This window comes from Enterococcus sp. DIV0213h (genome assembly GCF_051711285.1).
GTDB classification, from domain to species: Bacteria; Bacillota; Bacilli; order Lactobacillales; family Enterococcaceae; genus Enterococcus_D; species Enterococcus_D casseliflavus.
In genome coordinates, this window is the sequence record NZ_JBIOMH010000001.1 from 65,522 (window position 1) to 78,572 (window position 13,051).

At 45.3% G+C, this 13,051-nt stretch carries 11 protein-coding genes; 7 read left to right on the top strand and 4 right to left on the bottom strand.

From position 1 onward, the window contains the following. Nucleotides 1–181 precede the first annotated feature (181 nt). Nucleotides 182–1,624, top strand: a complete 1,443-nt coding sequence (locus IGI77_RS00305; RefSeq protein ID WP_005226517.1) for a glycoside hydrolase family 1 protein — start codon at nucleotides 182–184, stop codon at nucleotides 1,622–1,624. Between the two features lie 107 nt (nucleotides 1,625–1,731). Here IGI77_RS00305 and IGI77_RS00310 read toward each other — a convergent pair whose 3' ends face one another. Genes IGI77_RS00310 through IGI77_RS00320 form a run of 3 tightly spaced genes read right to left on the bottom strand, consistent with a single transcriptional unit; the run spans nucleotide 1,732 to nucleotide 3,839 of the window. Next, nucleotides 1,732–2,088 carry an MmcQ/YjbR family DNA-binding protein gene (locus tag IGI77_RS00310; protein WP_074934324.1) on the bottom strand — a complete coding sequence of 119 codons (357 nt, stop codon included), beginning with the start codon at nucleotides 2,086–2,088 and terminating at the stop codon, nucleotides 1,732–1,734. A gap of 60 nt (nucleotides 2,089–2,148) precedes the next feature. Next, nucleotides 2,149–2,901: an ABC transporter permease gene (locus tag IGI77_RS00315; protein WP_086338870.1), complete on the bottom strand. Its 753-nt coding sequence runs from the start codon at nucleotides 2,899–2,901 to the stop codon at nucleotides 2,149–2,151. Continuing rightward, on the bottom strand, nucleotides 2,898–3,839 hold the full coding sequence (locus tag IGI77_RS00320) for an ABC transporter ATP-binding protein (protein WP_015508713.1): 942 nt from the start codon (nucleotides 3,837–3,839) through the stop codon (nucleotides 2,898–2,900). The genes IGI77_RS00315 and IGI77_RS00320 overlap by 4 nt, the downstream gene beginning before the upstream one ends. Nucleotides 3,840–3,934: 95 nt before the next feature. Between IGI77_RS00320 and IGI77_RS00325 the strand changes: the two genes are divergently transcribed. The 5 genes from IGI77_RS00325 (at nucleotide 3,935) to cydC (ending at nucleotide 10,996) form a co-directional block, all read left to right on the top strand. After that, complete coding sequence (locus IGI77_RS00325) at nucleotides 3,935–4,894, top strand: helix-turn-helix domain-containing protein (protein WP_438769189.1); 960 nt, start codon at nucleotides 3,935–3,937, stop codon at nucleotides 4,892–4,894. Nucleotides 4,895–5,081: 187 nt separating this feature from the next. Then, nucleotides 5,082–6,512, top strand: a complete 1,431-nt coding sequence (locus IGI77_RS00330) for a cytochrome ubiquinol oxidase subunit I (protein WP_015508715.1) — start codon at nucleotides 5,082–5,084, stop codon at nucleotides 6,510–6,512. Further along, a complete protein-coding gene (gene cydB, locus IGI77_RS00335; protein WP_005226530.1) occupies nucleotides 6,509–7,528 on the top strand; it encodes a cytochrome d ubiquinol oxidase subunit II in 1,020 nt (339 codons plus the stop codon). The genes IGI77_RS00330 and cydB overlap by 4 nt, the downstream gene beginning before the upstream one ends. Next, nucleotides 7,525–9,246, top strand: coding sequence for a thiol reductant ABC exporter subunit CydD (gene cydD, locus IGI77_RS00340; protein WP_015508716.1), 1,722 nt, complete (start codon nucleotides 7,525–7,527; stop codon nucleotides 9,244–9,246). Before cydB ends, cydD begins: the two co-directional genes overlap by 4 nt. Then, nucleotides 9,239–10,996, top strand: a complete 1,758-nt coding sequence (gene cydC, locus IGI77_RS00345; protein WP_010748518.1) for a thiol reductant ABC exporter subunit CydC — start codon at nucleotides 9,239–9,241, stop codon at nucleotides 10,994–10,996. Before cydD ends, cydC begins: the two co-directional genes overlap by 8 nt. A gap of 54 nt (nucleotides 10,997–11,050) precedes the next feature. Here the strand turns inward: cydC and IGI77_RS00350 are convergent, their stop codons facing one another. After that, nucleotides 11,051–12,031, bottom strand: a complete 981-nt coding sequence (locus IGI77_RS00350) for a polyprenyl synthetase family protein (RefSeq protein ID WP_005226544.1) — start codon at nucleotides 12,029–12,031, stop codon at nucleotides 11,051–11,053. Nucleotides 12,032–12,124: 93 nt separating this feature from the next. Here IGI77_RS00350 and IGI77_RS00355 point away from each other — a divergent pair, with 93 nt between their 5' ends. Next, on the top strand, nucleotides 12,125–13,027 hold the full coding sequence (locus tag IGI77_RS00355) for a prenyltransferase (RefSeq protein WP_005226546.1): 903 nt from the start codon (nucleotides 12,125–12,127) through the stop codon (nucleotides 13,025–13,027). Nucleotides 13,028–13,051 lie beyond the last annotated feature (24 nt).

Genomic DNA, 13,051 nt, shown 5'->3' on the forward strand with positions numbered 1-13,051 from the left:
CTATAGTTAAAGAAAGAAAACCCACGTGGATTGTTACTGACTCGATCAGGCAAGACCTAAATAAGAAAGCGCTCTTCTCGTTTTAGCAGCGGCTCTTATTTAGGTTTTTTGTTTTTATCGGGGATTTTTCAGTAACCAGCTAGGTAGGTTTATCAAAAGAAAACAAAAGGAGAACGAGCAAATGGCAAAATTTCCAGAAAATTTCTTATGGGGCGGCGCGACCGCAGCGAATCAATTAGAAGGGGCGTTCGATCGCGATGGCAAAGGCTTGTCAGTGGCGGATGCAATGCCTGGCGGCAAACAGCGTTTAGCGATTTTAGGCAGTGATACGTTTGATTGGACGATCGATGAGGACAAATACACCTACCCAAATCATCGCGGGATCGACCATTATGACCGTTTCAAAGAAGACATTGCGTTGTTTGCAGAAATGGGCTTCAAGAGCTATCGTTTTTCCATCGCATGGACACGTATTTTTCCAAAAGGCGATGAAACGACACCAAACGAAGCTGGGCTAGCATTTTACGATGCGCTGATCGATGAATGTTTGAAATACGGGATCGAGCCAGTGGTTACGATCTCTCACTATGAAATGCCTTTGCATTTAGCCAAAGAATACGGTGGCTGGAAAAATCGAGCATTGATCGATTTCTATGAACGTTTTGCAAAAGTTGTCTTGGAACGGTTCCACAGCAAAGTCAAATACTGGATGACCTTCAATGAGATCAACTCTGCTTTCCATTTCTCCGCATTGAGTCAAGGAATGGTCAACAGCACGGGTGCCAGCGACTTTACAAACGTGATCCAAGCGTGGCACAACCAATTTGTTGCCAGCAGTAAAGCTGTCAAAATCGGCCATGAATTAAACCCAGAGTTACAGATCGGTTGTATGATCATTTATGCAACGACTTACAGCATTGATGCGAACCCAGTCAACCAAGTGGCGACGATGATTCATAATCAAGCCTTCAACTACTACTGTGCCGACGTGCAAGTACGTGGAAAATACCCATCCTTTACGGATCGTTTGTACAAAGAACACGGCGTCAATAAAGAGGATCTTGAGATTACCGAAGAAGACTTAGCCTTGATCGCTGAACATACTGTTGACTATGTTGGCTTCAGCTATTATATGTCTTCTGCCGTGGATATCACCACAGAAGAAGCCGATGAAGTGCAAGGAAACTTGTTGGGCGGCGTCCGCAATCCATTCTTAGAAGCAAGTGAATGGGGCTGGCAAATCGACCCAGAAGGGCTGCGCATCGCGTTGAATGAACTATATGATCGTTACCAAAAACCGTTGTTTATCGTGGAAAACGGCTTAGGAGCCATTGATACCTTTAACGAAGAAGGTAAGATCGAAGATGACTATCGTATCGATTACTTGCGCCGCCACATTGAAGCAATGGGGGAAGCGATCGCTGATGGCGTAGACTTGATCGGTTACACACCATGGGGCTGTATCGACCTTGTCAGTGCTTCAACAGGCGAAATGAGCAAACGCTATGGCTTTATCTATGTTGACTTTGATGACGAAGGCAACGGCACGATGGATCGTTCCAAGAAAAAATCCTTCGATTGGTACAAACAAGTCATTGCAACAAACGGAGAAGAGTTGGCCTAAGTGTTTCGTTAGACTCACGGATGACACAGGATCCGTTATAAAAGAAAACCGATCAACGGTGCTCCTATATAGGCGCATCGTTGATCGGTTTTTTTTGATATTTGGTTTTAACGGGTACGTTCATAGCTGTCTCGTAACAAAGATTGGAGTTGTTTTTCTGATACAGAGCCATCTAGTAATGCGGTGAGCCAATGGTTTTTATTCATGTGATAAGCGGGTAAATAGCCGCGACTTTGATTGATGATCGAAACCATTTCGGGCGCTGCTTTGACATCTAAAATTTCGATCATTTCCGTTCCTTCCAAGCCTAATTTTTGCTTTTCTACAGTCATCAGCAAGCCAAACCATTTGCCGCTTTTACGATGCCGCAAGACTTGGTACTCGGGAAACTTTGCAAATGGATGGTCGACCTGAACATCATTGAAGGTCTGAGCGAAGGCGATCAGACGGTTTTTAAGATCCATGGGTATCCCTGCCTTTTTATAATAAAAAACTACTTATATTATACCACTGATTCCTTTTACCTAGCGTAACCGTTTCTGATAAAGCATTCGTGCCAAGAACCAGCTCACCACTACGATACCGCCGCACCAGCTAAAGGCACTGATCAAGGTGGTATCTTTTAAGTTTAACAAAAGCCCGCGCAAAGAATGGATGATCGGCGACATTGGTTGGTATTCAGCAAAAATGGCTAATGGGCGCGGCATGGTTTCCGTAGGGACGAAACCAGAGCTTAAGTAGGGCAACAGGGTGATCAAGACAGTAAACAAGGTCGCTGTCTCGGGGCTTTTGGCGATGAGACCAACCAGAACGGAGACCCAAGTAAAGGCGAAGGTGAAGCAAAAGATCAATAGGAAGGCGAGTCCCCAGCCAGTAACTGTGGCTTGGGGGCGAAAACCGATGATCATGGCGACGATCAACACGACCAAGGTGCTGATCAAGCTCCGAAGGGTCGCGGCGAAGACATGCCCGTTTAAAAAGGCTGAGTTAGAGATGTTCAAGGTCATCAGCCGTTCCACCATGCCGGATTTCAAATCTTCCGTCACCGTTACCCCAACGGAGGAGGCGCTTTGGGCGATACATTGGACGAGAACACCAGGAACGACAAAATCGACATAAGAGGTATCGCCGACGTTCATGGCTCCCCCGAAAACATAGACGAAGAGGATCATTAAAATCGCTGGGGTCAAAATCCCACTTAGCAAAGTCTCCATACTGCGAATCGATAGCAAGAGATTGCGTTTGAATAAGGTGTTGGTTTCTATAATTGCTTTCATTGGTTTCCTCCTTGGACAAGTGTTAGAAAAATATCTTCTAACGAAGCATTCTTTTGATTAAAACTGGTGATGGTGATCGGTAGTTGATTGAGTTCCTGCAACAGCGTGAAGGAATGCTGGAAGTCTTGACTGACGGGAAATGCCAGAGAGAGACTGGACTCATTGACTTGCAGCGGAAAATCAGACAGATGCTGACGCACGGTCTGCAAGTGTTCTTTCGTCAATACGCTGATTTCCATCGTTTGTGAAGGATGCAGTGCTTTGACTTCCGTTGGTGTTCCTTGCAAGATGATTTTCCCTTCATGCAAGATGGCGACTTGGTCTGCTAAAAATTCAGCTTCTTCGAGGTATTGAGTCGTCAGGAAAATCGTTCGTCCTTGAGCGGCGATCTCTTTGATCATGTGCCATGTGGCTAAGCGGTTTTGCGGGTCTAACCCGGTCGTTGGTTCATCCAAAAAGAGCAGGTCAGGTTCGCCGATAAAACTCATGGCGATGTCTAAGCGTCGTCGCATGCCACCAGAATAATTTTTGACTAGTCGGTTGCTGGCATCCACCAAATCAAAACGCTCTAACAAATGTTGGACGATAAACTGTTTGTTTTTGACATGGCGCAAGGCAGCAATCATCAGCAAGTTTTCTCGTCCGGTCAGTTCTTGATCGACGGCGGAAAATTGCCCTGTCAGACTGATTTTTTCGCGAATCGCTGCTGGATCTTTGGTCAAGTCGATCCCATCGATCAGCGCGGTTCCTTGGTCAAAAGGTAGGATAGTGGACAAAATTTTGACTAAAGTGGTTTTTCCAGCGCCGTTTGATCCTAGTAAGACAAATACTTCGCCAGGAGTGACGTCAAAAGTGACCTCTTTCAAAACGGTTTTGTCTTTGAAGCTTTTTTGTAAATGTTTCACGTGAAGCATTTTCTTTTTTATATGGGTATCCATAGCTTTTCCCTCGTTTCTATAAGATAATTCAACTATAAAGGCTCTTTGGGAAAAGCAACTGCTTATTTCAATATATTGAAAAAGAAGGTGAAAAAATGAACGATTATGGTGCGACAGTGAAAGAGCTTCGCAAAAGCAAAGGCTTGCTGTTGAAGGAATTAGTGGATGAACAATTGTCGATGTCTTTGTTATCGCAATTTGAAAATGGCAAAACGACGATTTCCTGCGAACGATTTCATCGTTTGCTAGATAAACTAGAAGTTAGTTTTGCCGAATTTCAGCTGCTACATACGGGGGAGCATCATTCGGAGGCTCAAAAGCTAATGGTTGACTATGTCCGTTCGATGGGGATCGAATCCATTGATGAAGTACCTAAATTAAAAAAGAAATATCAAAAGCTGACCACGTACTTTCAACAGCATTACTCCTTGGAGCTGGACCACTTCTTACAACTGATCCGTTTTGACTACTTGATGAAAGAGGAGCTTTTTAAAGGGGTGCCCATCGAGGAGGCTTACCTGAAACACAATTACTGTTTGGACTCTGCCAAGCATTACTTGCTGAATACCGATACATGGGGTGTTTATGAGCTGCGGCTGTTTGCCCGCGTAGCAATTTCGATGGAGCCAGCTTTGCTTTGGCGCTGCTTGACGATCGCCATCAAAAAGAGTCAGCGCTTTGCAAAAATTCCTGGCAATGAAGATATTTTGTACAACACGTTTGAGACGGTATTTTCTGTCTTTGCTGTTTTCGACGAGGCGAATTATGCGGAAAAGACCTTTCATTTATGGCGAGATCATGTTTATGAAAAAGAGCACATTGAACAAGCGATCTTTATGCCGTTTTTTGAAGGCTGGACGCATCTATTAAAACAAAATAAGGCACAAGCAGCGGACTTGATGCAGCAAACGTTAGATCAGCTGGAAAGATTAGGGATGAAGAACACGTTTGCTATGTATCAATTATTAAGCACATCTGTATTGAAAGAAGAGTTTCCAGGGATTTTATTGAGTGATCCATTGCTTTCTGAAGGAACCCGTTTTGGCTGGGACTAGCTAGAATAAGCTGTATTCCGCCGATGAAAGCGCCTTATGTTTAAGAATCGGAGAGGAAGTGATTAAAAAACAGTAAATGCAAGCAATTTGCTTCTTTTTTACTGATTAGAGGAGTATATTCGAAGTTGGAATTTTTCTTTATTTAGAATTATTTTAATGTACTTTTTATGAAATAGGAGGATGTAGGATGGATATTGTGACACTAGCGCGAATCCAGTTTGCGATGACGACGATTTTTCACTTTTTCTTTGTACCGTTTTCGATCGGAACTGGTGTCGTCGTTGCAATTATGGAGACACTTTATGTGATCAAAAAAGATGAAAAATATCGCCGGATGACGAAGTTTTGGGGGAATATTTTTCTATTGAGTTTTGCTGTCGGGGTCGTGACAGGGATCATTCAAGAATTTCAATTTGGGATGAACTGGTCAGACTATTCTCGTTTTGTCGGGGATATTTTTGGTGCGCCCTTGGCTTTAGAAGCTTTGTTGGCGTTCTTCTTAGAATCGACGTTCTTAGGACTGTGGATCTTTACATGGGATCGGGTCAGTCCCAAGCTGCACGCCACCTTTTTCTGGTTGGTGACGCTGGGTTCGATGCTATCGGCGTTTTGGATCTTAGCTGCCAATAGTTTTATGCAGCATCCAGTGGGGTATACCTTGAACAATGGCCGGGCAGAAATGACTGACTTCGGTGCATTATTGGCAAATCCACAGGTGTGGTATGAGTTTTTACACGTGATCACCGCTGCCATCACGATGGGTGGGATCATTGTTGCTGGTTTATCTGCCTTTCGTCTATTGAAGAAAGACAAAGACATTGAACGTGATTTCTTCAAAAAATCAATGCGGATCGGTTTTGCGGTGGCATTGTTCGGTTCATTCACCGTCTTGCTAGCTGGGGATGAACAAATGAAATACTTGGTTGAAGAACAACCAATGAAATTTGCCGCAATGGAAGGGGCGTATGAAGATACTGGGAGTCCTGCGGCTTGGACCGTCGTTGCTTGGGCGAATGAAGCAGAACATCACCAAGTCTTCGGTGTTTCGATTCCCTATATGTTGAGTATCTTAGCCTTCAATGAACCCTTCGGCTCCATCGACGGGATGGATACGGTCAATCAGCAATTGATTGAAACCTACGGCGATCGTAATTACTACCCGCCGGTCAACACACTCTTTTGGAGCTTCCGGATCATGGCTGGTTTTGGTGCCTTGATGCTGTTGGTTTCTGGTCTGGGGTTGTATTTTACGCGTAAGAAGAAACCGTGGCTCTTTGAAAAACGCTGGCTGCTTTGGGTAGTGGCGATCACTTTGTTCACCCCATTTATTGCCAATACAGCTGGTTGGCTGATCACGGAGTTAGGACGTTACCCATGGACGGTTTACGGCTTGTTTACGATCGAAGATAGTGTGTCACCAAACGTTTCCGTGACCTCACTCTTGATCTCAAACATCGTTTACTTCCTCTTGTTCTCTGGCTTAGGCGGAACGATGGTCTATCTGGTGAAACGGGAAATGGATCATGGACCTGAAAAAGAAGCCTTCGGCGAAATCAGCCAAGGAGACAACCAAGAAGGGTACGAAGACCCATTTGATAAGGAGGCGTTTGAAGGATGACCGGTCTGCAATTACTATGGTTCACGTTGATTGGGCTTTTATTTTCTGGCTTCTTCTTCTTAGAAGGGTTTGACTTTGGTGTGGGGATGTCTGTGCAGACATTGGCCCACAATGAAGAGGAAAAAGACCAGATCGTTAAAACGATCGGGCCTGTCTGGGATGGCAATGAAGTGTGGCTATTGACCGCTGGCGGAGCAATGTTCGCCTCGTTTCCATACTGGTATGCTTCTTTGTTCAGCGGTTTTTATTTGATTTTGTTATTGATCTTAGTCGGGTTGATCATTCGCGGTGTTTCCTTTGAGTTTCGAGCAAACTTCCCGAAAGAACACAAAAACATTTGGAACTGGACGTTGACGATCGGCAGTACGATCGTACCGTTTTTCTTCGGTCTGATGTTTGTCAGCATGATCCAAGGAATGCCTTTGGGTGAAGATGGCAACATGACGGCAACCTTTACGGATTACGTCAATCCCTTTTCAATCGTTGGCGGGATCGCGTTGACCTTGTTGTGCTACTTGCACGGATTAAACTATATCGCTTTGAAAACGGAAGGTCCGATTCGGGCACGGGCACGCAACTATGCAAGTATTTTTTATGGCATCTTATATGCAGGCTTAGTCGTCTTTGCTGTGATGCTTTACTTCCAAACGGATTTCTTCGAGAATCATTTTGCGACAACGCTTGGTTTGTTGCTCGTGATCGTTGTACTGACACTGATTGCAAATATCGGCGTCTTTAAAGGCAAAGAAATGATGGCTTTCATTGCGAGCGGCTTGACGTTGATCGCTTTGGTGGCATTGATCTTCACAGGGTTATTCCCAAGAGTCTTGATCAGTTCGATCGATTCAAGCTATGACCTGTTGATCGCTGATGCGTCTTCAAGCCGCTACACATTGAAGATCATGAGTTATCTTTCACTGACGATCTTGCCTTTCGTCTTGGCCTATACGGCTTGGAGTTACTATATCTTCCGTAAACGGATCAGTCATACGGAGGCGTTGGAGGGGTATAAATGATTGATAAACAAATCATGAAGCTCCCAGGAATGAAACAACTTTTAGGGCTGCTTGCGGGACTTTCTTTCCTGCAGGCGCTCTTCATTATTGGGCAGGCGTATGGATTGGCACGTGCCATCACTGGCTTATGGGAAGGACGACCATTAGAGGAACAGTGGGGCTGGATTCTGCTGTTCTTTTGTTCGTTTATCGCCCGACAAGCCGTTATCTATTTCCGTTCCAAAAGACTTGATGATTACAGTTACCAGCAAGCCGCCGATCTGCGGGATCAATTGTTGGAGAAATTGTTTCGGGTCGGTCCTCAGATCGCACAACAGCAAGGGACGGGGAATGTAACAACGATGGTCTTGGAAGGGATCAACCAAGTCGAAAACTACTTGAAATTGATTCTTGCCAAAATCATGAATATGTCGATCATTCCTTGGGTCATTTTGGCACTCGTTTTTTATCTGGATTGGGAGTCGGGCTTGGTCTTGCTGTTGGTGTTCCCCTTGATCATCATTTTTATGATCATCTTGGGCTATGCCGCGCAAAGCAAAGCGGAAAAACAATACCGAACGTTTCAATTACTGTCCAATCATTTCATCGACTCCCTTCGAGGGATCGACACGCTGAAATTGTTTGGGGTCAGTAAAAAATATGGCAAGAGTATCTTTGCTTCCAGCGAACGGTTTCGGAAAGCGACGATGGCTTCATTAAAAGTCGGGATTTTATCGACCTTCGCCTTAGACTTTTTCACGACCTTATCGATTGCCGTCGTGGCAGTCTTGCTAGGCTTGCGGCTGATCAATGAAGGAATCTTGCTGTTTCCAGCGTTAACCATCTTGATTTTAGCACCAGAATACTTCTTGCCGATCCGCGACTTTTCCAGTGATTACCATGCAACCTTAGACGGAAAAAATGCGATGACTGCGGTGACGGAGATCTTGCATCAGCCCGAAGCCCAAGTACCGGCAGTAACGGTGCCTCGTTGGCAGGAAGACGCCCAGTTAACGATCGATCAGCTGGCGTTTTCCTACGAGGAAAAAGCGGCTTTGACGGATATCAACTTGAACGTGACTGGCTTCAAAAAGATCGGGATCATCGGTTTGAGCGGTTCTGGCAAGTCTACCTTGATCAATACCTTGAGTGGCTTTCTCGTGCCAGACAGTGGCGAGATTTCTCTTGGAGGGGCGAAGACCACGGCCTTTCGCCAAGCAAGCTGGCAAGAACAGCTGATCTATATTCCGCAAAATCCTTATATCTATCGGTTGACCTTGCAGGAAAATGTCGCGTTTTATCAGCCGACAGCTACCAAAGAAGCCGTACTGAAAGCCATTGAAGTGGCAGGCTTGACTGAGCTTTTAGCAGAGCTGCCGCAAGGGTTGGACACGATGTTAGGAGAAGGGGAACGGCATCTAAGTGGCGGACAAGCCCAACGGATCGCTCTAGCCCGTGCCTTTTTAGACCAGCAACGAAAGATTCTTTTGTTTGATGAACCAACGGCTCATTTGGATATTGAAACCGAAGTTGCTTTAAAGGAACGGATGCTACCGCTGATGGAAAACCGTTTAGTCTTTTTTGCAACCCATCGCTTGCACTGGATGGAAGAAATGGATGAAATCATCGTGATGGATCAAGGAAGAATCGTGGAACAAGGAACCTTGGCACAACTGCAGCAAAAGCAAGGTGCTTTTACAGAACTAGTCAATGGAATGAGGAGGGAACAGCTTGAATAAAATCGGCTTATTGCGCTCATTGAAAACTGATACGTGGGTCAAGCCTTTCTTGTCAAAATACAAAAACGTTTTGGCGCTGGCCTTATTCCTAGGCTTCTTGACCTTTTTCTGTGGTGGGGCACTGATGTTTAATTCTGGGTACCTGATCAGCCGCTCGGCATCGATCCCAGAAAACATTCTATTGGTTTACATCCCCATCGTACTGACCCGAGCGTTTGGGATCGGCCGTCCAGTCTTTCGCTATTTGGAACGGTTGACCAGTCATAGCTGGGTCTTGCGCATGACCTCTAATTTGCGATTGAAATTGTACAACGTAGTAGAAAAAGATGCGATATTCTTTAAGCAAGCGCATCGCACGGGGGATATCTTGGGCTTATTGGCAGAAGATATCAACCATATTCAAAACCTGTATTTGCGGACGATCTTTCCTACCGTGATCGCTTGGATCTTGTATGCGTTCTTGATCATTGGACTCGGCTATTTTTCTTGGTGGTTTGCTTTGGTGATGCTGCTGCTATTAGGAATCATTGTCTTTGTCTTGCCGCTTTGGTCGGTGATCATCAACGGCGCGCGGCAAGAAAAGCAAAAACACATGAAAAACAACTTGTATACGACACTGACGGATAATGTATTAGGGGTTTCTGATTGGGTCTTCTCTCAAAGAGGCAGCGAGTACGTGGCTGCCCATAAGGAACTGGAAACACAGTTGCGGGCGGTGGATGAACAGATGCTGTCCTTTGATCGCCGGCGTGATTTTCTTTTACAAAGCATCTTTGGAGTGATCGCTGTCGCATTGCTGCTTTGGACCAGCATTCGCTTTCCAGGTAACCACGGAGGAGCAGCCAACTGGATCGCTGCCTTTGTCCTGTGTGTCTTTCCTTTAGTTGATGCATTTGCGCCATTACCGTCAGCTGCTCAAGAAACCAATCGCTACAAAGACTCCATCGATCGCTTCAATGCACTGCCAGAAGAAAATCGCCAAGTCTCCATGGAGCAACCGTCAGTACCTGAAGTGACGGGCCTCGTGTCGATCACAGTCAAGGACTTGCATTTTCAGTATCCTGAAGGCAAAGAAGTGCTTCATGGGTTGGATCTAACGATTCCTGCGCATCAAAAACTAGCGATCCTTGGTCGCAGCGGTTCTGGGAAAAGTACATTTGCCTCCTTGTTGCGAGGCGATCTGCAACCGACGCAAGGGTCGATCACCTTAAACGACGTGCCTGTGACGGCATTGAGTGAGTCGATCAGTGACTTGATCGGTGTCATCAATCAAAGTCCCTATCTTTTCCATACGACCGTCTTGAATAATATTCGGCTAGGCAATGAGTCGGCTTCGGAAGAAGAAGTCTGGCGCGTACTGGAGCAAGTCGGGTTGAAAGAAATGGTGGCAGCTTTGCCTAACGGCTTGGCGACGATGGTGGATGAAGCCGGCTTGCGTTTTTCTGGTGGAGAACGCCATCGTTTGGCCTTGGCGCGGATCTTGCTAAAAGATACTCCGATCATCTTATTGGATGAGCCAACCGTCGGCTTAGACCCGATCACGGAGCAAGGCGTGCTCGAAACCTTTTTCCAAGTGCTGGAGAACAAAACGATCATTTGGATCACCCACCACTTGCAAGGAATTTCGATGATGGACCGTGTGCTCTTTATTGAAGATGGTCAGTTGACCATGAGCGGAACACCTGCCGAATTGGCAGCAGAAAACAAACATTTTCAACACTTATTGGCCATTGACCAAGGACGACGATAAAAAAGAGCGTCCATCAATCAGTGATGGACGCTTTTCTTCTCATTGCTCTATGGGTCAGTAATTGCGCTGCAAGAGCAGTTCAGTTAATGAACGAATTTTGGCTTTGCTAGGTGCTTCGGGCAGCAGATCGATGTCGTCTAAGGCTTTTTGCGTGTAGGTGACCGCGAAAGCGCGCGCTTTTTCAACACCGCCGTAACGGACGACAAGATCCGCAACTTCTTGGGCTTCTGCCAAGGAGAGTGCTGCTTTTTTATTCAAATAAGGAGCGAATGCTGCAGGTGCCTGTTCTTTGGCAAATAGCAGCGGTAAGGTATAGACTCCTTGTGCCAAATCTTCTAGAATCGGTTTTTTCAAAGTGCCGCTATCAGAGGTGTAGTCGAGAATATCGTCGAATACTTGAAAGGCGATCCCGATGTTGCGACCGATCTCACCCGCCCGCTCTTGGTTTTCTGTGTCGAGGCCGCCAAAATGAGCGCCTTCGAGACAAGCGAGCCAAAACAGTTCAGCGGTTTTGCCGTTGATGCTTTGCAGATAGTCGTCAATCGATTCATGGATGTTGTAGCGAGTGTGCATTTGATCAAGTTCACCTAAAAGGAGTCGTTTCATGGCTTGTGCGTTGGTTTTTAAAAACGGGGAGCCATTCATACTTTCGATCAAAAGCTCAAAAAATTGGGTGAACAAAAGATCACCCGTGTAGACCGCGATATCCTTGCCGTATTTGGCTTGAACAGTGACTTGACTGCGCCGCAGCGGCGAATCGTCAATGATGTCGTCGTGGATCAAAGTGGCCATGTGTAAAATTTCTAGAGAAGCAGCAATTTTTGTTAATTGGTCGGTTTTTTTATAATGGGGATCGCCTAAGTCAGCAAACAAAAAAAAGAGCGCTGGCCGCAGCATTTTTCCACCTGAATAAGTAAAGTCGATCAAAACATCTTGTATCTCTTTGTTACGAACAGTAACGTGTTCTTCAATGATGGAACATACGGTTTTCAATCGTTGTTCGATCGTCGGATAATCGATCCAAAAGTCAAACATAGTATAACCCTTTCTAACAGTCATTCAGCCCTTATTCTAGCGTAAAGGGGCGTGATTGACTAGTTTAATGCACTCACTAAAGGAGGTGAAGTTGTGACGCTACCTGTATTTTTAGAACTTGTCGAATTTAAAGCAAAAACCGCCAGTATTTTGCCATTTTTCATTGGTGTCTGCTACAGCTGGTACAATTATCAAACGATTCATCTTGGCTATGTCCTATTGTATTTCATTGCCATGCTGATCTTCAATATGGCGGTGGATATTTTAGATAACTACAACGATTACCATCATGCCACAGAAGGGCATGATTACAAAGAAAAGACCAATATCATTGGTCGGGAACAGTTGTCTGTCAAATTGGTTTTTTGGTTGATGGTCTCCATGATCATCGTTTCCGCCGCCATGGGAATCGCCTTGGCAATGGTGGTTGGTTGGCCGCTCTTTTGGATGGGACTGTATTGTTACCTAGTCGGGATCTTTTATTCCTCTGGTCCACGGCCGCTTTCTAGTTTGCCTTTAGGCGAGTTCTTTTCTGGCTTTACGATGGGCTTTATGATCTCATTGATCTGTGTCTACCTTAATGCCTATCAAACCTTTGAATGGAACATTGCCACGATTGGCAGTATTTTCTTGATCTCATTACCCAACACATTATGGATCGCCAACTTGATGCTGGCAAACAACATTTGTGATCTGGAAGAGGATGAAAAAAATGAGCGCTATACGCTGGTGCATTACCTTGGTAAAGCCCGTGCGTTGAAATTATTTATCACGATGAACGTCTTGGCGTTTGTTGCGATCATTGCCTCAGTTGCCCTCAACATTGCGCCTTGGTCACTGGTTCTGACCTTTTTCGCGGCGCCCTTTGTCTGGCAACAGACAAAACGATTTATGCAAAAACAAATCAAAAGAGAGACCTTCATTTGTGCCGTTCGGATCCTTGCGGTCGGAGCATGCGTACAAGTGCTGAGTTTTGCGATTGGTTTGATTTTATAATTTTTACAGCAAAGAAAGGAAGTA

Coding starts and splice junctions, on each gene's coding strand:
- IGI77_RS00305 (WP_005226517.1), top strand. CDS start 182: ATGGCAAAATTTCCAGAAAATTTCTTATGGGGCGGCGCGACCGCAGCG.
- IGI77_RS00310 (WP_074934324.1), bottom strand. CDS start 2,088: ATGGATCTTAAAAACCGTCTGATCGCCTTCGCTCAGACCTTCAATGAT.
- IGI77_RS00315 (WP_086338870.1), bottom strand. CDS start 2,901: ATGAAAGCAATTATAGAAACCAACACCTTATTCAAACGCAATCTCTTG.
- IGI77_RS00320 (WP_015508713.1), bottom strand. CDS start 3,839: ATGGATACCCATATAAAAAAGAAAATGCTTCACGTGAAACATTTACAA.
- IGI77_RS00325 (WP_438769189.1), top strand. CDS start 3,935: ATGAACGATTATGGTGCGACAGTGAAAGAGCTTCGCAAAAGCAAAGGC.
- IGI77_RS00330 (WP_015508715.1), top strand. CDS start 5,082: ATGGATATTGTGACACTAGCGCGAATCCAGTTTGCGATGACGACGATT.
- cydB (WP_005226530.1), top strand. CDS start 6,509: ATGACCGGTCTGCAATTACTATGGTTCACGTTGATTGGGCTTTTATTT.
- cydD (WP_015508716.1), top strand. CDS start 7,525: ATGATTGATAAACAAATCATGAAGCTCCCAGGAATGAAACAACTTTTA.
- IGI77_RS00350 (WP_005226544.1), bottom strand. CDS start 12,031: ATGTTTGACTTTTGGATCGATTATCCGACGATCGAACAACGATTGAAA.